This is a genomic window from Brevundimonas sp. NPDC055812 (genome assembly GCF_053616535.1).
The window spans coordinates 277,518-298,370 of record NZ_JBSHDX010000003.1; the positions used below are offsets into that span (position 1 = coordinate 277,518).

Below are 20,853 nucleotides of genomic sequence, written 5' to 3' on the forward strand. Positions count from 1 at the left end.
CCGTCACCGGGCGGCTTCACTACTCTGGATCAGAATCGGGCGTTCACGCCAACGTAAACGTAACGACCCAGGTTGTTGTAAATGCTGGCGTTGAAGCCATTGTACAGACCCGTCCCGGTCCAGGTGAACGCCGTCTGCGGCGGCGCTTCATTGGTGAAGTTGTTCACACCGGCGAAGACCGAGTAGCGGTCGAAGCGGTATTCAGCCCGGATGTCGTGCGTCAGCCACGACGGGGCCTTCCACACTTCATACGCGCCCACCTTGTCCTGGTTGCTCCGCAGCACGCTGCTCAGATACTGATTGGCGTAGGAGAGCGACAGACGGTCATAGTCCCAGGACACGCGGAAGTTGATCCGGCGCTTGGGATTGGGCGCCTCGCCCGCTTGCTCGTCGCGCACGCTGGCGTCGCCCGGAACCGGGTCATAGGTCAGCTCGTCCAGGAAGCCGGCGGCCGCGCTGAGCGACAGCGAGCCGTAGTCCGGCAGACCCAGCTTCGCCAGATCCGTGCGGTAGGACGCGGTCACGTCCCAGCCCGAGTTGGTGTACTCGGCGACGTTCATGACCTGGTTCACCACGCTGGCGATGTTGCCGTCGGGGCCGCGCGTGACATTGGGACAGAACTGGTTGTCCAGGGTCGGGCTGTCGACGCAGTTGTTGATGATGGTGCGCGCCCCCAGCGAGGCGATCACGTCGCTGATCTTGATGTCGTAGTGATCGACGGTGACCGCCAGGCCCGGCAGGAAGGACGGCGTCAGGACGACGCCCAGGGTCAGGGTTTCCCCCTCTTCCGGACGCAGGTCGGGGTTGCCCTTGCTGATGGCGGGCTTGGTCGCGATCGATTGGGTGAAGCCCGGATCGAGGCCCAGGGCTGCGCAGTTCGCCTTGCGGTTGTCAGGGAAGTTCCCGATGTTCAGGCGCGTCGCGTCGCAAGGGTCATCGAACAGATTGTAGCCTTCGCCGCCGCCGTCGAACAATTCGCTGATGTTCGGCGCCCGCACAGCCTTGGCGTAGTTGGCGCGGAACCGGATGTTGCGGTCGACCGTCCACTCCATGCCCAGGCCGTAGCTGCTGTCGCCGCCCGTGGTGGTGTAGTCCTGGTAGCGATAGGCCGCCGTCAGATCCAGGTATTGGATGAACGGCACATCGGCCAGCAGCGGCAGATTGACCTCGCCGAAGACTTCCTTGGACTCATAGGCGCCCTCGGTCCGGGCCTGTTTGTTCTGGAAGATCAGCCCCTGCTGCGAGCGGATGTCCGGGACCGCGCGGCTGGCTTCCTTGCGCCACTCCACGCCCGCCGCGAAGGCGACCGGCAGGCTGGTTCCGCTGAACAGCGAGGGATAGGAGAACAGCTCGCCGTTGACGCTGGCCACCGCATTCCACTGGCGGATGCGGTCTTTGCGGAGCGTGTAGATGTAGGAATAGTCGATCGCTTCCTGAGAGCCGACATAGGCCCCGAACAGGTTCAGCGGCTGACAGCCCCGCGCCCTCGCATCCACGCTGCGGCAAACGATCTGCCCGTTCTCGCTGACGGCGTCGATCGACTCGTAGAACTCCTTCTGCAGGCGGTCGAAGTTGGTGAACTCCGACTCCGTCTGACCGTAGTTGACGTAGGCCTCGAACCGCCAGCCGTTGCTGAAGGCGCCGTCCACGCCGGTCACGAACCGCGTGGTGTCGTAGACGCTTTCCGTGGTGCGGATGCCGAAGTCGGTGTCGATGCGGCTGATGTCGAAGAACGTCATATTGGCCTGCGCCAGCATCGTTTTCAGTTCATCAGGCAGGAAGGCGTTGTCCGCCTGGATGCGATAGGCGTTGCCTGTCGACATGCCCGGCGAGCTGTCGGCGAAGGTGCCGTTCCGCGCCTGGCTGCTGGCCTCCATGTGGAAATACTTGGCTTCGGCGAACAGGTTCAGTTCGCTGATGAAGTCGACCGAGGGCTGGAACTGGTGGCGCAGCTGCAGTTCGCCGCCGAAACGCTCGACCGGCGTGCGCAGCATGTCGTCGCGCAGCTTGAAGCCGTCGCCGCCGATCGACAGTTTCTGCTCGCGGCCGGCGCCGTCGTACAGGATCTGGCCGCGGTCGAACGGAACCAGCTTGCCGTCCGGCGTGAAGGTCAGGGCGAAGGCCTGATTGGAGCCGATCGGCGTGACGATCACCGGGGTGAAGAAGTCGTTCTGGGTGTTGGTGTAGACGTCCCGCGCCTGGATGAAGGACGGCAGGCCGTCGTCCGGGCTCTTCTTGTCCGGGTTCGGGATTTCAGCCAGGGCGCTCATGGCGTAGTCGCGCTCGTGGCGGAACAGGCCCTCGGACTTGTCATAGGTCAGGGCGCCCATGATGTTGGTCCGGTCATCGTTGAAGTTCCGCCCCACCGCGACCGAGCCGTAGTAGGTGTTCGGGCCGTCGGCCGAACCATACTGCGACTGGAAGGCGACGCCGTCGAAGTCCTGCTTGGTGATGAAGTTGACCACCCCGGCCACGGCGTCGGCGCCATAGACGGCCGAGGAGCCGCCCGTCACCGTGTCGATGCGTGCGATCGTGGTCTTCGAGATGGAGTTGACGTCCACCGCGCTGGTGCCCGCCGAACCGGCGACGTGGCGGCGGCCGTTGACCAGAACCAGGGTGCGGCTCGCCCCCAGGTTACGCAGGTTCAGGGTGGCCAGGCCCTGGCCCGACACCGAGTTGGTCGTGCTGGAGGCCGAGGAGCCGAGGCCGACCTGCGGCTGGCGCGTCATGGCGTCGATCAGGTTGGTGACGCCGGTGTTCTCGATTTCCTGGGCGTCGACGACGTTGACCGGGGTCGCGGCCTCGACGTTCGGACGCCGGATACGCGAGCCGGTCACCACGATATCGGCGACGGCGCTGGCTTCCGGCTCGGCGGCCGGCGCTTCGGATTGAGCCCAGGCAGGCTGGGCGGCGGCGGCGGCCGTGACGGCCAGACCGGCGATTATCGTCCCGGTCTTCAGATACGCAGACAGTCTCATTGGATCACCCCTCGTTTTTTGATCTGAACCCAGGCGCGCCGTCCCCATTTCGGCGTCGCCTGCGTCGCTCTTTTTTGGATCAGCGCCCGGCGGACGCCTCTCCCCGTTCGGCTTTCTGCCGATCGACCATGGCCCGGACGTCGGCCAGCAGGGCCGGAGCGTCGTAGGCGACCCCGCGCGCCACCGTCCAACGCACCCCGCCCACCGTCTCGATGCGGTTTTCGGGGCTCAGGCGCTCATGTCCGGTGCCGTAAAGGGTCTTGAAGTTGGCCAGCGGATTCTCGGTCGTGATGACCAGATCCGCGCTCATGCCGGGCCGCACGACGCCGAAGGTCGGCGCCTTGCCCGTCGGCTCGGTCAGGGTCGTCGCTCCGTCCATCGTCGCGGCGCGCACGATCTCCAGCGGGTTGAAGCCCGCCTCCTGCAGCAGCTCCAGCTCTTCAATGTAGCCGAAGCCGTAGAGCTTCCAGATGAAGCCGGAATCCGACCCCACCGTCACCCGGCCGCCGATCTTCTTGTAGTCGTTCACCAGACGCATGAACCGCTCATAGAAGCGGCGCCACGCCACCTCGTTCGAGGTCGTCCAGTCGAAGAAGTAGCTGCCGTGGTTATCGCGCGTGGACTGGAAATAGTCCGCCAGCGTCGGCAGGGTGTAGATCTGATGCCACGGCGCATTGCGCGCCCGCATCAGGTCGCGCGACGCCGCATAGATGGTCATCGTCGGGTCGAAGACGACGCCGGTCGCCTTCTGCTCCTCCAGGTATTCGAACCACTGCGGCGTGCCGGGCTCGACCTCCTTCCAGATTTCCGCAGCCTCGCCGAAGCGCATCTGCTCATCGTAGAAGTTGTAGTCGGTCGGATAGTTCTGGATGCTGCGACCGCCCAGCAGGGCTTCGAAGTGGCCGTAGAAGTGGGTCACCGTGCCGAGGCCCGCCTCGGCCAGATCGCGCGCGTTCAACTGGGCCACGCCCGGCTGGGCGATGTGGGCCACCGTGCCCATGCCGTTCTTCTTGGCCTCGTCGATGGCGGCCAGGACCACCTCGGGCGTTTCATCGCCGCGCAGGAAGAATTTGATCCCGTCGATGCCGTTGGCCGCGCCCCAGCGCACCCATTCGCGCGCCATCTGCTCATTGCGGATGCGGCCGCGCGACCAGCCCGAACCCAGGGTCTGATAGTTGAAGATGCGCGGCGCGACGATCTCGCCGCGCGCCGAGCGGGTCTTTTCCGATACGGCGATGTCCTGCGGCGCCAGGCTGACGCCGCGCACCGTCGTCACCCCGTGGGCCAGCCACAGCTTGTAGACATACTCCAGGTCCGGCGCCTTCTGCGGGCTACCGCCATGGGCGTGGGCGTCGACGAAGCCCGGCATGACATACATGCCGCGCGCGTCGATCTCGTGCGCCGCGTTCAGCGGCGGTCGCCCCTCGCGCTCCGGCAGGCCCGGCCAGCCCGCTTGGATGATGTCGGTGATTTTGTCGTTCTCGATGACGATATCGACCGGCCCCATCGGCGGCGCGCCCGTGCCGTCGATCAGCATGGCGCCGCGCACCACCATCAGCGGATAGGGACCGAAGCCCTCGTCGGCGCGCCGCGGCGGGGCCGGATTAAGCGTCGCGCGCGCCGGCGCCGCCTGGGTTTGGGTCTGGGCCAGCACCGCGCCCGGCGCACCCGCCAGCAGCAGCGCAGCCGCGCAGACAGCCCCCGCCCTCTTGAAGACAGCCTTCGCCCCTGTCGTGGTCCGCAAGCCGCAATCCCTCCCAAGATCGGGGGCCACAGCCCCTGCCAGCGTCTGTCCGGCGCTTGGCCGGCTCCTTGAATCGCTACCATTCCGAGGGAAGCATGAGCTTCGGATATTGCAGTTATGACGAAATAAAATTCACAAGAGCTTCGAAAAACTGAGCCATCTTCGAAATGCGCAATTTCAGGCGCAATGCGGGATAGAGGCGTTGTTTCTGCGGTAAATCTGAATTTATGATCCAATGATCAGGATATAAAGCGGCCTTTCAGGGTCGTTTTTTCTGCTGCGGCATAGCTTGGCGCCCCCAGGTTATCGCCAATAATGCTACGGAAAAACGCCGTTATTCCGAATATTTTTACAATCGCCGCCAAGGATCGTCCGGGGGAGACGCATGAGTTTCATGACACGCCGCAAGGCTCTGCCTGCGCTGGGGGGCGCAGCGCCCAAAGCCCACGGGCTCAAGCCGACCCTGTCCTGGCCCCACCTGGTGGCCTTGGGCGTCGGCGCCATCGTGGGGACCGGCATCTACACCCTGATCGGCGTCGGGGCCGAACGGGCGGGGCCGGCGGTCATGCTGGCCTTCGTCATCGCGGGCGTCGTCTGCGTCTGCGCCGCCCTGGCCTACGCCGAGCTGGCGACCATGATCCCGGAATCGGGTTCGGCCTACACCTATTCCTACACCACCCTGGGCGAGGGAGCGGCCTGGATGGTCGGGTGGAGCCTGATCCTGGAATACACCGTGGTCTGCTCCGCAGTGGCCGTGGGCTGGGCGGGCTACTTCTCCGGCATGATGGAGGGGATCGGCATGGGCCTGCCCGCCGTGCTGACCTCGGCGCCGTCGCAGGGCGGCATCGTCAACCTGCCCGCCGTGATCATCGTCGCCGCCGTGGCGGGCCTGCTGGTCGCCGGCACGCGTGAGAGCGCCTCGATCAACGCCGTGCTGGTGGTGGTCAAGATCGCGGCCCTGATCGCCTTCGTGGCGATCGCCCTGCCCCACTTCAACCCGGACAACCTCAAGCCCTTCATGCCCTACGGCTTCTCGCACGGGGTCGGGGGCCAGATGGGCGTCATGGCGGCGGCGGCCATCATCTTCTTCGCCTTCTACGGCTTCGACGCCGTGGCCACGGCGGCGGAAGAAACCCGCAATCCCGCCCGCGACCTGACCATCGGCATCATCGGTTCGATGGTGGCCTGCGTCGTCATCTACATGGCCGTGGCCATCGCCGCCCTGGGCGCCATGCCCTTCACCGAGTTCATGAAGTCGCCCGAACCCCTGTCGCACATCGCGCGCACGGTCGGCTCGGACCTGTGGGCCACCCTGATCGCGGGCGCGGCGGTCGTCGCCCTGCCCACCGTCATCCTGGCCTTCATGTTCGGCCAGAGCCGCATCTTCTTCGTCATGGCCCGCGACGGCCTGCTGCCCCGCAGCCTGGCCCATGTCTCCAAGCGCTCGGGCGGGCCGGTCCGCGTCACCGCCGGCACCGCCGTGCTGATGGCGATCATCGCCGGCTTCATCCCCCTGGGCGATCTGGCCGCCCTGGCCAATGCGGGGACCCTGGTCGCCTTCGCCTCGGTGGGTCTGTGCCTGATCGTGCTGCGCCGTCGCGAACCTGGTCGTCCGCGCGTCTTCCGCGCCCCGGTCTGGTGGCTGGTCGGGCCGGTGGCCATCGCCGGCTGCGTCTATCTGTTCTTCAGCCTGCCCGCTTCGACCCAGATCAACTTCGTCATCTGGAATGTGATCGGGGTGGTCGTCTACCTGCTCTACAGCCGACGCAACAGCCTGCTGAACGGCTAGAGCGAAATCGGTTGAGTTGGACCCATGTCCAACTCAACTCAGATATTCGCCCCAGATAATTCTGGACCATTGTTCTGGGTTCAGTCGATCCCGACTGAACCCAGAACAATGGTCTAAGGAAGAAAGGGCGCCGAGGCTGACTTCGGCGCCCTTTTCAATTCGTCATCGGGTCGCTTCCGGCCGCGCCTTCTTCCGCAGCCACATGGCCGCGTCCGCCTCGGACAGCCAGACCTCGGCGTCCGCCTGTCCGGCGAAGGCGCGCACGCCGAACGAGCCGCCCAGGGGCAGACGCTCGCCTTCCCAGACAAAGCCGTCGCTGTTCAGCGCCTCGCTCAGCCGTCGCGCCTTCTCGCGACCTTCCTCAGCCCCTGCGTTCATCAGCACCACGGTGAACTCGTCGCCGCCCATCCGGCCCACGGCGTCGGATTCGCGCACGTTCGCCAGCAGCAGCTCGGCCACGGCGATCAGGGCGGCGTCCCCCGCCGCATGGCCCAAGTCGTCGTTGACCCCCTTGAACCCGTCCAGGTCGAGATACAGCAACGCCGCCTCGACTCCGTGGCGTCGGCAATAGGCCAGGTTGCGCGCCAGAACCGCCATGAAGCCCCGCCGGTTCAGCGCCGGCGTCAACACGTCGTGGTCCGCCAAGGCCTCGGCCCGCTCCGCCCGTTCGGTCAGGGCCGCCACCTCGGCGCGCAGGCGCGCGATCTCGGCCTGCGATTCCGCATCGGCGCCCGCAGCGGTCGTCTGTTCGGCCAGGTGGTTCAAGGCGGGCTCCGGCGTCGCATTTCCGGCCGACTCAAGCCCCCGCGACGCAGCTGAGTCTAGCGTCCTCGGTTGCGGGCGCAACGCGGGTGCTGTAACGGGCCGCTTTCCGCTTGGGGAGCCTTTGCGCATGACCGCCTCCACGCCGCCCGTTTCAACGACTCCGGTCGCCATCATCATGGGCAGCCGCTCAGACTGGCCCACGATGAAGCTGGCCGCCGACCGCCTGGACCAGTTGGGCGTCGCCTGGGAGGCCAAGGTCGTCAGCGCGCACCGCACGCCCCAGCGCCTCTATGACTTCTCCACCACGGCCAAGGCGAACGGCTTCAAGGTCATTATCGCCGGCGCCGGCGGCGCGGCCCACCTGCCCGGCATGGCCGCCTCCATGACCGATCTGCCGGTGCTGGGCGTGCCGGTCCAGTCCAAGGCGCTGAAGGGCCTCGATTCCCTGCTGTCCATCGTCCAGATGCCCGGCGGCGTGCCGGTCGCCACACTGGCCATCGGCGAGGCGGGCGCCGCCAACGCCGGAATTCTGGCGGCGCAGATTCTGGCCCTGTCCGACCCTGCTATCGCCGAGCGCCTGTCGGCCTTCCGCACCGCCCAGACCGAATCCGTCGCCGAAAGCGTCGAGGACTGATGCCCGATCTTCCCCTGCCTCCCGGTTCGACCCTCGGCATTCTCGGCGGGGGCCAGTTGGGACGGATGCTGAGTCAGGCTGCCTCGCGTCTCGGCTTCGACGTGGTGATTCTCGACCCCCAGCCCGACAGCCCGGCCGCCCGCGTCTCGCGCGCCCAGATCACCGCCCCCTATGACGACCCCGACGCGCTGCAGGCGCTGGGCCGCCTGTGCGACGTCGTCACCTTCGAATTCGAGAACGTTCCCGCCGCCTCGGTCGAGACCCTGGCCGAAGCGGGCGCCCTGGTCGCGCCGGGACCGACGGCTCTGGCCGTGGCCCAGGACCGGGTGGACGAGAAGACCTATCTCAACGCCGTCGGCGCCCCGACCGTGGCCTTCGCCGCCGTGACCACGCTGGACGACCTGACCGCCGCCATCGAACGCTTAGGTCTGCCCGCCCTGCTGAAGACCCGGCGCGAGGGCTATGACGGCAAGGGCCAGGTCTGGATCCGCGACGCCGCCGACGCCGAAGCCGCCTTCGACGCCATCGGCCGCCGCCCCGCCGTGCTGGAAGCCGCCGCCGTCTTCCAGCGCGAATTGTCGGTCATCGCCGCGCGCGGTCGCGACGGCGCCGTCGCCGTCTATCCTCTGGGCGAGAACGTCCACCAGAACGGGGTGCTGAAGACCACCACCGCCCCCGCCGCCGTCGATCCGGCCACGCAAGGACGCGCCGAAGCGATCGCCGCTGCGGTGCTGGACGGCCTCGACTACATCGGCGTCATGGGCATCGAACTGTTCGACATGGGCGACGGCGAACTGCTGGTGAACGAGGTTGCCCCGCGCGTCCACAACACCGGCCACTGGACCCAGGACGGCTGCGTCTGCGACCAGTTCGAGCAGCACATCCGGGCTGTCGTCGGCTGGCCGCTGGGCCCGAGCAACGCCCACGCCCGCATCGAGATGACCAATCTGCTGGGCGATGAGGTCGAGCAGTGGCGGACGCTGGCCGCCGAGCCCAACGCCCGCCTGCACCTCTATGGCAAGCACGACGCCCGGCCGGGGCGGAAGATGGCGCACATCAACCGCATTCTCTGATCCTTCTTCCGATGGGAGAGGGTCAGGCCTTCGCGCCGTAGCGCAGCCGCCCCAACACGTCGGTGATCGCATTGATCGGCGCGTCGAAATCCTTGCCCGCCTTCCACTTCTCGAAGGCCATGACGTTTTCGATGCGGCGGGCGACGAAGCCCTCCGCCGCCTCGCGCCCGTCGAACCAGCGCATGGTCAGGGCGGGAATCAGGATGCCGCCGAGAATCGCCCGCTTGGAGTAGTGATTCTGGTCCGTCGCCGTGTCGCCGGCCCAGCGCCACAGATGGTCCGCCGTCTCCCACGCCAGCTTGAAGCCCAGGTCGACGTTGGTCGGCAGGCTGAGGAAGCCCGCGCAGCGCTTGGCCGCCTCGACGTCCTGCGCCCCCGCCTCCATCCGCGCCGAGACGGCGGCGGCGATTCGTTCGCGAATCTTCATCGTGGCGGCGGGCGTCGCCTCCAGCGCCTTCAGGGCGCGGGCGTCGTGACGACGCGACAGCAGGACCGCCAGATCGCGCGGGCCGTTGGGCAGCAGCAGTTCCTGCTCGCCCAGCGACAGGCCGCAGGCCTCGCACGCGGCGCGCGTCAGGTGCGCGTTCCAGCCCAGCGCGGGCGCGCGTTCAATGGCCGCATCCAGAACGGCCTGTTCTGTGCGGTCGGCCCAATCGCCTTTCGGAGCGGTCTCGGCTGTCTCGGTCATGGGCGGCACGATACGCCCATCCGGCGGGCGTTTCGAGCCATCACGATTGGGCGCGACGATCTGGACATGCCCCCCCCGATCATGTATCAGCGCGCCTTCACTTGAGAGGCCCTCCTCTCGAGCGTGGTTTTGTTTTGTCTGCCCGTCTCCCTTGGAAAGGACGCGGCGGGCGGCCAAAGGAGAGAGACCCCTGGTTCAGATTTTTGTCCGCGACAACAATGTCGATCAGGCGCTGAAAGCCCTGAAGAAGAAGATGCAGCGCGAAGGCAGCTTCCGCGAAATGAAGCGTCACGTGCACTTTGAAAAGCCGTCGGAAAAGCGCGCTCGCCAGAAGGCTGAAGCCGTCCGTCGCGCCCGCAAGCTGGCCCGCAAGCGCGCCCAGCGCGAAGGCCTGCTGCCGGCTCCGAAGGGTCGCGGTCGCTAAGACCCGCTGACGCCTGAAAGATCAAAGGCCGCCCCGGATCGCCGGGGCGGCCTTTTTCTTTGTCTGTTGTCTCTACGCTCCCCGCAACCGCGGGATGAGCGGAGAGAGGCAAGACCTCCCTCCCCTGGACCTCACCGTCCGGTCACGGCGCCCATGAAGCTCTTCCAGCTCAGCTTCACGTCCGACAGGGCGCCGGCGCGGAAGGCGCGGCCCGCCGCCCAGATCATCAGGGCCGCGAACAGGAACATCCCGACCAGGCCGCCGATGATCTCGATCAGGGGCGGCCCGCTGGGCGCGCGGGCGGCCATGACGAAGGGGGTGAAGGGCGGGATCAGGCTGATGACCTTCACCACCATGGCGTCCGGGGTGCGGATGGCCATCTGCATGACCAGGATCGGCACGACCAGCACCATCATGATCGGCCCCATCAGGGTCTGGGCGTCGCGCGGCGTGTCGCAGAAGGCCCCGATGGCCGCGAACAGCACCGCGTACATCAGATAGCCGCCGACCAGGAACAGCAGGAAGTAGACGAACAGGCCGTCGGTCAGCAGCACCGAGCCGATGTCTCGCGCCACGTCCGGCGCCGTCGCGATCAGGCCGATGGCGCCGATGCCGCCCCAGGCGCCCAGCACGGCCAGGGTCAGCAGGGCCACGCCCAGCACCTTGCCCGCCAGGATCTCGGTCGCCGAGGCCGAGGACAGCAGCACCTCCAGGATCTTGTTCGACTTCTCCTCCATCACGCTGTTCAGCAGGATGGAGGCGCCGGTGATGATCAGCGACCACAGGATGAAGCCGACCGCCAGGCCGACGATCACCGGCAGCTTATCGCGGAACGACACCTCGCCCCCCGACGCCGCGCGCGGCGAGAAGACCGAGACCTCAGGCCGGAACGTCTCAGTCTCAGACACCACCGCCGGGTCGATGCCGCTGGCGACGAAGACGCGGCTGCGGTTGGCGGACTTCAGGGCGTCGCGGATGGCGTCCTCGACCACGTCGTCGGTGGCGCGGCCGGTCCAGACGCGGGCGCCGGGCTTGCCCTCGGTCTCGGTCAGGAAGACCACGGCGTTCAGCTTCTCGCCCTCGGGCGCGTCCTTGTCGACGTAGCGGCGGGCCAGGGCGTCGCGCGCCTCGCCCGGCGCGGCGGCCGTCAGGTCAGCAGGCGCCTCGACCAGTTCGAACGCGCGCTTGGGCGTCTTGAAGCTTGCCCCGGCGCGCGGCGCCTCCTTCTTCAGCGCCTCCAATCCGGCGTCGAAACCGCCCTTCTCGGCGGCCTCGCGCACGCGGTCGCCGCCCGCCGTCCCGGCCTCGGGCACGGCGGCCATGCGCAGGGCGGCGATGTCGGCGCGCCCGCGCTCGGTCTCCAGCGCCTGGCGCACGGCGGCCGCCAGACCGGACCCGGCCGGGGTTTCATCGATGATGACCGCCTCACGCACCGGCTCGGCGTGCTTCATCAGGACCGGAATGGCGCCGCCCAGGACGGCGAACAGCGGAAAGGCCAGCAGCGACAGCCAGAAGCCGACCGTCTTGGCGTAGGCTAGGAACTCGCGTCGCGCGATCAGAAGAATCCGGCTCATCGGGCGGCCTCCATCGTGTCAGCCTTGTCGACGGACTGGTCCTCATCCGGGTGGTCGCCGGTCAGGGCGATGAAGGCGTCGTGCAGGGTCGGCTCCTTCATCTGGAAGCGCCGCACGTCCAGCCCGCCCAGGAAGGCGGCGCGCAGGGCGGATTGCGCCTCCGCCCCCGGCGTCAGGCCGACCCGCAGGGTGCTGACGGCGCCGTCCTCGGCCAGAACTTCGATGCCGCCGACACCCGGCAGGGCGGCGACCGCATTCCGATCCAGCGCTCCTTCCAGCTCCAGAAAGCGCGGCGAGGTCGCCCGCGCCTCATCCACCGTGCCCTCGAACGCCTTACGCCCGCGGGCCAACAGCACCACCTTGTCGCACAGGCGCTCGGCGTGCTGCATGACGTGGGTTGAGAACAGCACCGTCGCCCCGTTGTCGGCCAGGGCGCGGATCATGGCCTCCAGCCCCTGCTGGTTCATCGGGTCGAGGCCAGAGAACGGCTCGTCCAGAATGACGAACTCCGGCTGATGCACCACCGAGGCGATCAGTTGGACCTTCTGGGCCATCCCCTTGGACAGTTCCTTCATCTTCTTCCGGCTGGCTTCGCCCAGCCCCATCTGCTCCAGCATCTCACGGCCGCGACGGCGGCCTTCGGGCAGGGGCAGGCCCTTCAGGGCGCCGAAGAAGGCGATGGCGTCCACCGGCGTCATCTTCTTATAAAGACCGCGCTCCTCGGGCAGGAAGCCGATCCGGTCGCGCACCTTGCGCCCGTCGTCCGCGCCCAGGATGTCGATGCGGCCGCTGGTCGCCGGTTGCAGGCCCAGAATCATCCGCAGGGTCGAGGTCTTGCCCGCCCCGTTCGGCCCCAGAAAGCCGCAGATCGAGCCCTTCTCGACCTGAAAGCTCAGGTCGGAGACGGCCTGAAAGCCGCCGTACCTCTTGCTGATTCCGTCCAGCGTCAGCGCCGCGCTCATCCGCTACCCCTGCGATAATTCAAGGGTTGGAAGGTAAGGGCGAGGACCGCTCCACGTAAAGCAACTTTTACATTACCGATTGGTCATGTGGTCGCGGCGGCGGCGTCAGCCCAGCGCCTTCACCCGGATGTCGAAGCTCTGGCCGACGATCTTGGCGGGGTCGACCTGGCCGCCGTTGCGGCGCACCTCGAAATGCAGGTGCGGGCCGGTCGAATAGCCGGTCGAGCCGACCAGACCGATGCGCTCGCCCGCCGCCACCGCCTTGCCCGAGTGGACGTCGATGCGGCTGAGATGGCCGTACAGGCTGGTCATGCCGTTGGGGTGCTGCACCTCGATGAAGTTGCCGTAGCCGCCCGCCTGATAGCCCGCGCGCAGCACCTTGCCCTCGGTCGTGGCGAAGACGCTGGTGCCGGTGGGGGCGGCGATGTCCACGCCCTTGTGCGCCCGCGCCTTGGCCTCGATCGCCAGCTTGCGCAGGCCGAAGGGCGAGTTGATGCGATAGCCCTTCAGCGGCGCCTCGAAGACGATCTTGCGGGTGACGGGACCGGCGGGCTCGGCCACCGCCTTCACCGGCGGGGCGATGGGGACCGAGACCTCTGCGACCTTTTCGGGCGCGGCCGAGATCATGCCGGCGGGCGCAGCCGCCATGGCCAGGACCGCCAGGCCGGCCAAGGCGCCCGTCTGGCCGAAGCGGATCACATGCGGCCGCACGGCCGGGGGAACTAAACGCATACTCTAACGACTCATTCTGAGCGCTTCGTCAGCGCGGGAGAGCCGTCAGGAAGGCGCGCATACGCACGCAGATGGCGAAAACAGGATTCGCCGACGGCCGGACTTGACCGTCTTTTGCAATTTCACCGGGACATGAATGGGGCGCCCCGAGGGCGACACGGCGTCGCACCTCGGGAACCTTCGTTTCTCGGCCTACAGCGGCAGGCTGAGCTTCACCGCCGCCATATGGCTGTCGGCATGGTCGCCGAAGCGGCCCTTGTAGCCGATCGACACCTTCAGACGCTCCATGACCGTGCCCTCGATTCCGGCGGCGGCCAGCACCTGCCCGCCGAACGGCAGGTCGACGTCGCGGGCCAGGACCTGGGCCGGATTGCCAAGGATGCCGGTGCGCACCGCATCGCTGTCGTCGCTCAGGCTGTCGCGATAACCGCCCTCGGCGTAGAAGCGCACCCGCTCGGTCCCGCCCTCGGCGCGCAGGGCGATCTCGGCCGTCGTCGCCTGCACCGAGCGGTCGGCATAGGCGTATTGCGCCGCCGGGCCCTGCTCATGGAAGCCGTCGACATCGGCGTTGATCCAGGCCACCGCCGCGCGAGGCGACAGGGCGAAGCCGCCAAGGTCGAACCACATCCCGCCCTGCAGCCGCGCGCCCGTTGAGACCCCGCGCGTCGAGCCGCTGTGAACGATCGGCGCCAGGCTGGTCAGGCGGCTGACATCGTTGAAGTCGTCCTGGGCCACGCCCGCCGCCGCATTGACGAAGACGTCGCCCGAGCGCCAGCCGCCGTAGACGTCCAGCCCGAAGCTGTCGATGTCGGCGCGCAGGGCGCCCGCATCCACGTCGGCGTTGCGATAGGATCCGGCCAGGCCGAAGCGCAGGCTCTCCGTCCCCGACTCCAGGGCGATGCGCACGCCGTAGCCGTCGGAGGTCGCCTTGCCGATGGCGCCGCGCGCATCGGTCTCGGTCTTGTCGGCCAGACCCTCGACCGAGATCGAAGTTCCACCCGTCCACGCCTCGCGCCCTGACAGGGCCGCGGTCGAGTCGTCCAGCGCGTCCTCGCGGTGACGCCAGGCGGTCTCGCCCAGCACCGCCGTCTGGCTGCCCAGATCGCCGTAGTAGAGGTAGTCATTGGCCAGTTGCGCGATCACCGCATGACCCTTGGCCGTCGGATGCACCCCGTCGAAGTAGAAGTAGTCGTCCGGGTTCGAGCACAGGCTGGCGCCGTCGAAGCAGGCCTGGGTCACGTTCGACACCCCGAAGGCGCTGGGATTGGCGGCCACCACGTCCCCGACCTTGAACAGATCCATCAGGATGATGTTGGTCCCCTGCTGGGCGGCCGCCGTCGCGGTCAGTCCGGTCAGAAGGGCGCCGTTGAAGGTGGTGACGGCGTAATCGGCCAGCGGCGCGGCCGGCGTGCCTCGAAACTGGGGCGTGATGCTCAGCTTGGGCAGGTTGGTGACCAGCACCGTTTCCGCCCCGGCCTGGGCGATGCCGTTGACGATGAAGTTGATGTCCGCCGCCGCGCTCTGCGCCACCGGCGCGATGGCGGCCGTCGGATTGGCCGACGCCCCCGCCGCAGGCAGACCCTGGAAGATGTTGTTCGCCCCGCCCAGCACGCTGACCAGATCATTCGATCCGAAGGTCCCGCCGCGTTGCAGATACTGCCCGAGTTGCGCGCGCATTCCCGGCGGCGAGGCCTGGCTGTCGGTGCGCGCTCCGCCGAAGGCGTAGTTGATGCTGCCTGTCACCGGCCCCATGAAGTTGGCGGCGTCGAAGCCCAGCCGCTCGGTGAACACCGGCCCGTTGGAGAACCGTCCCGCGCCATAGGGCGGCGAGGGCGGCGTCGAACCGCCCGTCGCCAGATAAAGGTTGCCGTTGTCCGACAGGCTGTCGCCGAACACCACCAGCCGATCATAGGTCTGGGCCGAGGCGGCTCCGGCAGCGGACACGGCGGCCAGCGTCAGGGCGGCCAGCGCCGCACTGCGAAGAAGACGAGACATCGATTTCCCTCCCATCGACCGTCCGTATGCGGTCGTTATCCGCCACTCTGCGCCGCTTTTGTCAGGACGCAAAGATGACGTCGGGGAAGGTGATCGACGATCAGTGCAACCGCCGGAAGCGGATCGTGCCCGGAAGCTGCTTCAGCGCCGTCAGCGCCTCGCGGTCATAGTCGCGGTCCACGTCGGTGATGACATAGCCCGTCCGCTCGTCCGTCTTGAGGTGCTGGCCCAGGATGTTCAGGCCCGCATCCGACAGGGCGCGGTTCAGCTCGGCCAACACGCCCGGCTGGTTGCGGTGGATATGCAGCAGACGGTGCGCGCGCGTGACCTCGGCCAGCTGCACATTCGGCAGGTTGACGCAGAAGGTGGTGTCGCCCCGGTTCAGATAGCCCAGCAGGCGCTCCGCCGCGAACTCGGCGATGGCTTCCTGCGCCTCCTCGGTCGAGCCGCCGATGTGCGGGGTCAGGATGGTCTTGTCCAGACCGACCAGCGGGCTGTCGAACGGGTCGGCGTTGGTGCGCGGCTCCTCGGGGAAGACGTCGACCGCCGCCCCGCCCAGACGGCCCGACTTCAGCGCCGCCGCCATCGCGTCCACGTCGACCACATGGCCGCGCGACAGGTTCAGGAACAGGGCGCCCGGCTTCATCTTCGCGAACTGATCGGCGCCGATGATTGCGGTGTTATCCTTGCGGCCGTCGACGTGCATCGTCACCACGTCCGCCTCGGCCAGCAGGGCGTCCAGCGAGCGCATCCGCCGCGCATTGCCCAGCGCCAGCCGCTCGGACAGGTCATGGAACAGCACCCTCATGCCCAGGTTCTCGGCCAGCACCGACAGCTGGCTGCCGATCGCGCCATAGCCGACGATGCCCAGCGTCTTGCCGCGCACTTCGCGCGATCCGGTCGCCGACTTGTTCCACTTGCCCTTGTGCATCTCACGCGACTTGTCGGCCACGTCTCGCATCAGGACGATCATCATGCCGATGGCCAGTTCGACCACCGAGCGCGTGTTGGAATAGGGGGCGTTGAACACGGCCACGCCCTTGTCCGCCGCCGCGTCCAGATCGACCTGATTGGTGCCGATGCAGAAGGCCGCCACGGCCATCAGCCGGTCGGCCGCGTCCAGCACCCGGCGGCTGACGTTGGTCTTGGAGCGGATGCCCAGAACGTGCACGCCCTTGATCGCCTCGATCAGGTCGTCCTCGTCCAGCGCGCCCTTCATCGTCTCGACGGAATAGCCCGCCTCCTCCAGCCGCTCGACGGCGGCGGGGTGGACGTTCTCCAGCAGCAGCATACGGATGCGGTTGCGCGGATAGGACCAGCGCCCGGCCACGCCCTCGGCGTACAGCACCTCGTCCAGAGAAGAGGCGACGGCGTCGGCGGCCTCGACCACCTTGTCGCGGCGGACGATCTCGGTGAAGGCGTAGAAGCGATCGGCCGCGCCCTGAATCTTGACCTCGGCGTCGGTCCAGCCGTCGCCGACCATGACCACGGGGCCCCCAAGCGTCTTGGCAAGGTTCAGCGCGCGGATCACTTCCGGCTTGCCGTTTTCGCGCGACAGGGGGTTGGCCTCGTCGGCGCCCGTCACCCGGCCGTCATCGTCATAGATCAGGTCGTTGGCCAGCACATGATCCGCCGGCACGCCCAACCGCTCGGCCAGCGGCGCAATCACTTCGCGGAAGCCGCCGGACAGGATGTAGATGCGCTCGGCGTTGCGCTGGAAGAAGTCGACGTTGCGGCGGATGGAGACGGTCGCCTCGTCCAGAATCCGGTCGGTCAGGGCCTCGACGTGTTCGCGGCGCAGGGCCAGCAGCTCCAGCCGCTGTTTCAGCGCCTCGCCGAAGCCGATGCGGCCGTTCATGGCGTCGTCGGTCAGGGCCGCGATCCGGGCCTTGCGCTCGGCTGCGTCAGGCGCGTCCTTGAGCGCGAGGTCGGCCAGAGCCTCCAGCGTCTCGATGCGAACCAGGGTGGAATCGAAGTCGAAGATGAAGACGGGCGAGATCATGCGCGGCCTCTAGCCCCTCTTCGCATCCGCAGCAATAAAAAGGGGCGCCGCAGCGCCCCTTTCCGCACGATTTTTCCAGTTAAGCCCGAAAACCGGCTCAGCGGCCGCTGTTTCCAGCGCGACGACGGCTTTCCAGAGCCGCGGCCCCGATGGCGGCGGCGATGGTGGCCACGGCCAGAAGGGCGCCCCCTTCCTTGGCGTGATCGCGAGCGAAGTCTCCGGCATCCTCGGCGTAGCGGCGCGCCTGCTTGGTGTAGCGGCGCATCGGACGGCGCGATTTCTTCCTGGCCCGGCGATACCATTGGTCGGCCCGATCGCGGGCGTCGGCGCCGAAACGTCCGGCCCGTTCATGAGCATAGTCGCCCAGGTCGGCCGCGCGATGGGTCAGGTCATCCGCGCCGTGACGCACGCCGCGCGCAATGTCGTCAAAGCGGTGACGCAGGGCCTCGGCGTCGAACCAGCCGCGCGGGTCGATGCGCGTCTTGATCCGCTCATAGCGGGTCGGGCCGCTGCGCTGGTTCAGCAGGATCGTCGCCAGACCCACGCCCGCCAGAACGGCCACGACGCCCGCCACGACGCCTGGGTGCTTGCGGACCTCGTCCACGACGTTGAACTCACGATCCATCATGTCAGACCTCTTGTAAGCGGATGGGGAAGGAAGCGGATTTTCAACTAAGGGAGCGAGCTTCAGCACAAAGAGTTCCCTTGTCCCGGTCAAGCCTGTCGAACCGCGCTCGCTCGTGACGCGGGCGACACGCCCTCCCCTTACCAAGCGGCCTTCGCCTCCCTATGTTGCGCCGCTTCCGACAGTTTTCAGGATTTCACGCCGTGACCGATCACGCGCCCGACGCCCCCATCGCCGCCCCGACGGACGACTTCGCCGCCGCCTTCCAGATCGAAGGCTGGCCGGTGCGCGGCCGTCTGGTCCGCCTGGGCAGGGCGGTCGACAAGATCCTGTCGGCCCACGCCTATCCCGAGCCGGTCGCCGCCCTGCTGGGCGAGGCCTGCGTCCTGGCCGCCATCGTCGGCTCGGCGTTGAAGTTCGACGGCCGCCTGATCGTCCAGGCCCAGGGCGACGGCCCGGTGCGCTATGTCGTCGCCGACTACGGCACGGACGGCCATCTGCGCGGCTTCTGCCGCTTCGATCCGGAAGAAGTGGCCAAGGCGTCGGAAGGCTTCGCCCGTCCAGGCGCCAAGACCCTGCTGGGCGGCGGCGTCTTCATCATGACGGTGGATCGCGGCGCCGACTTCGAGCGCACTCAGGGCGTGACCCCCATCGAGGGCGAAAGCCTGTCGCTGTGCGCCGAACACTACTTCTCCCAGTCCGAACAGGTGCCGACCAAGGTCCGCCTAGCCGTCGGCGAGGTCGAAACCGACGCGGGCCGCGCCTGGCGCGCGGGCGGGGCGATGATCCAGGTCATCGCCGGCGACGAGTCGCGCGGCTCGACCGAGGAGGTGTGGGAGCGCACCCGCGCCCTGTTCGCCACCCTGGGCGACGACGAGCTGATCGACCCGACCATCAGCGCCGAGACCCTGCTGTATCGCCTGTTCCACGAGGACGGCGTGCGGCTGGAAGGCGCCAAGGCCCTAGCCGCCGTCTGCCGCTGCTCGAAGGACCGCATCGCCACCGTGCTGCAGTCCTTCCCCGCCGAGGAGCGCGCCGAGATGGTCGAGGACGACGGCAAGATCCGCGTGACGTGCGAATATTGCTCGACCGCCTATGAGATCGACCCGGCCGAATTGGAGACGACCGAGGCCTGATCCCTCAGATCAGCATGAAGACGGCGTTGCCGTAGTTGTGCAGCAGGACCGGCAGCAGCACGCTGCCGGTCTTTTCGCGCAGCCACGCCAGCAACAGGCCCGCCAGCCCGGTCGTCGCCATCGGCGCCCAGTCGAAGGTGAAGCCGCCGTCCTGATAGCCCAGGGCGTGGGTCAGGCCGAACGCCAGCGCAGTCAGAACCGCGCCCCAGCCCATCTGCGCGCCCAGCACGCGGACCGGCCGCCCGAACGCTTCGTTCAGCATCAACAGCAACACCCCGCGATAGAAGATCTCCTCGTCCAGCCCCGGCATGGTCAGTTGGAAGGCCAGGCTGTCGGCGTCGAACCCTTCGCCCGGCGCCCAGATCGCCAGGCCGAGGAACAGCAGGACCAGAAGACCCGACAGGATCAGCGCCCCCTTCAGCCCCTGCCGGTCCTGATGCAGGGTCAGCCCGCTGCGCCGCCATCCGACGATGGGCAGGCTGGCGACGGCCAGGGACAGCAGCACGGCCAGCGTCTTGCCCTCCCAGTTCCAGCGCGAGGGCCCGAAATCCAGCGGGATGTGGCCATAGCCGCGGGTCAGCACGGCGTCATAGACGGCCATCAACAGCAGAGCCGCCGCCAGCCAGCCCCAACGCACTTTTCCACGCGACACAACGGCGGCCGCCCCGCCCGCCAGCGCGACCGCCCCGACCCAGCCCGACATGGCGATAATGGCGTCCGGCATGACTTCCCTCCCCCGATGCGACGTCGTCGTTCAGAGGCGGCCGGAGGGATCTGCGGATGCAGATGAAGAAAAGTTAAGCCAAGCTTCCTTCTCCCGATGGGTGAAGGTGGCAAGGGCCGGATGAGGGTTCTCAGCCAAAGTCGGCGCAAGCCGTCGCGCAACGGCTGCCGCCTACTGAGAGGACAAGCCCCTCACCCTTTGGCTGCTCCGCGCCGCCCTTCGGGTCGCTTGGCGGATCGCCTTCGGCTCTCCGAAGCTCAAGCCCCCCTCCCGCCGGGAGAGGGTTGTTTGCTCAGTTATTCAGGTCCAGCGAATAGCCTGCCGAGCGCACGGTGCGGATCGGGTTGACCGTGCCTTCGACGTTCAGCGCCTTGCGCAGGCGGCCGACGTGGACGTCCACGGTGCGGGCCTCGACGTAGACGTCCGAGCCCCAGACCGCGTCCAGAAGTTGCTCACGGCTGAACACCCGGCCCGGATGCTTCAGGAAGTGGTCCAGCAGGCGGAACTCGGTCGGGCCCAGGTGCACCTCCTTGCCCGCGCGGCTGACGCGGTGGGCGACGCGGTCCATGATGATGTCGGCGTGGTTGACCCGATCATCGGCCAGACCCGGGCGGATACGGCGCAGCACGGCGCGGATGCGCGCGGTCAGTTCCGTCATCGAGAAGGGCTTGGTCATGTAGTCGTCGGCGCCGGTGTCCAGGCCGCGCACGCGGTCCGTCTCCTCGCCGCGCGCGGTCAGCATGATGATCGGCAGATTGCGCGTCTCGGCCCGGCCGCGGATGCGGCGGCAGACCTCGATGCCCGACAGCTTGGGCAGCATCCAGTCCAGCAGGATCAGGTCGGGCGTGCGCTCGTCGACCTGCAGCATCCCCTCCTCGCCGTCAGAGGCGACGGCCACGTCATAGCCTTCCTTCTCCAGATTATACTGAAGCAGGGTGGCCAGGGCGTCCTCGTCTTCCATCACCAGGATATAGGGTTGCACGTCAGCCTCTCCGGTTCGTCGAAGTC

17 protein-coding genes are annotated in these 20,853 nt (G+C 67.7%); 5 read left to right on the forward strand and 12 right to left on the reverse strand.

Translation table 11 applies throughout. From position 1 onward, the window contains the following. Positions 1 to 29: 29 nt before the first annotated feature. Positions 30 to 2,978, reverse strand: coding sequence for a TonB-dependent receptor domain-containing protein (locus ACWGL1_RS06685; RefSeq protein WP_452111550.1), 2,949 nt, complete (start codon positions 2,976 to 2,978; stop codon positions 30 to 32). Positions 2,979 to 3,057: 79 nt separating this feature from the next. After that, positions 3,058 to 4,722, reverse strand: coding sequence for an amidohydrolase family protein (locus ACWGL1_RS06690; protein WP_343828895.1), 1,665 nt, complete (start codon positions 4,720 to 4,722; stop codon positions 3,058 to 3,060). Positions 4,723 to 5,107: 385 nt separating this feature from the next. Between ACWGL1_RS06690 and ACWGL1_RS06695 the strand changes: the two genes are divergently transcribed. Next, positions 5,108 to 6,511 carry an amino acid permease gene (locus tag ACWGL1_RS06695; protein WP_452111551.1) on the forward strand — a complete coding sequence of 468 codons (1,404 nt, stop codon included), beginning with the start codon at positions 5,108 to 5,110 and terminating at the stop codon, positions 6,509 to 6,511. A 162-nt stretch (positions 6,512 to 6,673) separates the two neighbouring features. On the opposite strand, the gene ACWGL1_RS06700 is transcribed toward ACWGL1_RS06695, so the two are convergent. Then, complete coding sequence (locus ACWGL1_RS06700; RefSeq protein ID WP_312220880.1) at positions 6,674 to 7,276, reverse strand: GGDEF domain-containing protein; 603 nt, start codon at positions 7,274 to 7,276, stop codon at positions 6,674 to 6,676. A 127-nt stretch (positions 7,277 to 7,403) separates the two neighbouring features. Here ACWGL1_RS06700 and purE point away from each other — a divergent pair, with 127 nt between their 5' ends. Continuing rightward, positions 7,404 to 7,910, forward strand: a complete 507-nt coding sequence (gene purE / locus ACWGL1_RS06705) for a 5-(carboxyamino)imidazole ribonucleotide mutase (protein ID WP_452111552.1) — start codon at positions 7,404 to 7,406, stop codon at positions 7,908 to 7,910. Beyond that, a complete protein-coding gene (locus ACWGL1_RS06710) occupies positions 7,910 to 8,983 on the forward strand; it encodes a 5-(carboxyamino)imidazole ribonucleotide synthase (protein ID WP_452111553.1) in 1,074 nt (357 codons plus the stop codon). Before purE ends, ACWGL1_RS06710 begins: the two co-directional genes overlap by 1 nt. A gap of 22 nt (positions 8,984 to 9,005) precedes the next feature. Here the strand turns inward: ACWGL1_RS06710 and ACWGL1_RS06715 are convergent, their stop codons facing one another. Further along, on the reverse strand, positions 9,006 to 9,671 hold the full coding sequence (locus tag ACWGL1_RS06715; RefSeq protein WP_452111554.1) for a COQ9 family protein: 666 nt from the start codon (positions 9,669 to 9,671) through the stop codon (positions 9,006 to 9,008). A 190-nt stretch (positions 9,672 to 9,861) separates the two neighbouring features. Here ACWGL1_RS06715 and rpsU point away from each other — a divergent pair, with 190 nt between their 5' ends. Continuing rightward, complete coding sequence (rpsU, locus tag ACWGL1_RS06720) at positions 9,862 to 10,095, forward strand: 30S ribosomal protein S21 (RefSeq protein WP_087139870.1); 234 nt, start codon at positions 9,862 to 9,864, stop codon at positions 10,093 to 10,095. Positions 10,096 to 10,226: 131 nt separating this feature from the next. Here rpsU and ACWGL1_RS06725 read toward each other — a convergent pair whose 3' ends face one another. From ACWGL1_RS06725 to ACWGL1_RS06750, 6 genes are all read right to left on the reverse strand, one after another. Then, a complete protein-coding gene (locus ACWGL1_RS06725) occupies positions 10,227 to 11,669 on the reverse strand; it encodes an ABC transporter permease (RefSeq protein ID WP_452111555.1) in 1,443 nt (480 codons plus the stop codon). Continuing rightward, the gene (locus tag ACWGL1_RS06730; protein ID WP_452111556.1) at positions 11,666 to 12,631 is read right to left on the reverse strand and encodes an ABC transporter ATP-binding protein; all 966 of its coding nucleotides are present in this window, start codon (positions 12,629 to 12,631) and stop codon (positions 11,666 to 11,668) included. Before ACWGL1_RS06730 ends, ACWGL1_RS06725 begins: the two co-directional genes overlap by 4 nt. Positions 12,632 to 12,736: 105 nt before the next feature. Next, a complete protein-coding gene (locus tag ACWGL1_RS06735) occupies positions 12,737 to 13,363 on the reverse strand; it encodes a M23 family metallopeptidase (protein ID WP_452111557.1) in 627 nt (208 codons plus the stop codon). A 192-nt stretch (positions 13,364 to 13,555) separates the two neighbouring features. Continuing rightward, positions 13,556 to 15,358: an autotransporter domain-containing protein gene (locus ACWGL1_RS06740; protein WP_452111558.1), complete on the reverse strand. Its 1,803-nt coding sequence runs from the start codon at positions 15,356 to 15,358 to the stop codon at positions 13,556 to 13,558. Between the two features lie 100 nt (positions 15,359 to 15,458). Next, positions 15,459 to 17,360: a phosphoglycerate dehydrogenase gene (gene serA, locus ACWGL1_RS06745; protein WP_452111559.1), complete on the reverse strand. Its 1,902-nt coding sequence runs from the start codon at positions 17,358 to 17,360 to the stop codon at positions 15,459 to 15,461. A gap of 97 nt (positions 17,361 to 17,457) precedes the next feature. Beyond that, positions 17,458 to 17,988 (reverse strand): hypothetical protein, encoded by a 531-nt coding sequence (locus ACWGL1_RS06750; RefSeq protein ID WP_312219382.1) that lies wholly within the window; start codon positions 17,986 to 17,988, stop codon positions 17,458 to 17,460. Positions 17,989 to 18,188: 200 nt separating this feature from the next. Between ACWGL1_RS06750 and ACWGL1_RS06755 the strand changes: the two genes are divergently transcribed. Continuing rightward, positions 18,189 to 19,121, forward strand: a complete 933-nt coding sequence (locus ACWGL1_RS06755) for an Hsp33 family molecular chaperone (RefSeq protein WP_452111560.1) — start codon at positions 18,189 to 18,191, stop codon at positions 19,119 to 19,121. Between the two features lie 4 nt (positions 19,122 to 19,125). Here ACWGL1_RS06755 and ACWGL1_RS06760 read toward each other — a convergent pair whose 3' ends face one another. Together ACWGL1_RS06760 and phoB are read right to left on the reverse strand one after the other, a co-directional pair. Beyond that, on the reverse strand, positions 19,126 to 19,845 hold the full coding sequence (locus ACWGL1_RS06760; RefSeq protein WP_452111561.1) for a CPBP family intramembrane glutamic endopeptidase, BDIM_20840 family: 720 nt from the start codon (positions 19,843 to 19,845) through the stop codon (positions 19,126 to 19,128). A gap of 292 nt (positions 19,846 to 20,137) precedes the next feature. Beyond that, positions 20,138 to 20,827: a phosphate regulon transcriptional regulator PhoB gene (phoB, locus tag ACWGL1_RS06765; RefSeq protein ID WP_291776656.1), complete on the reverse strand. Its 690-nt coding sequence runs from the start codon at positions 20,825 to 20,827 to the stop codon at positions 20,138 to 20,140. Between the last annotated feature and the right edge of the window lie 26 nt (positions 20,828 to 20,853).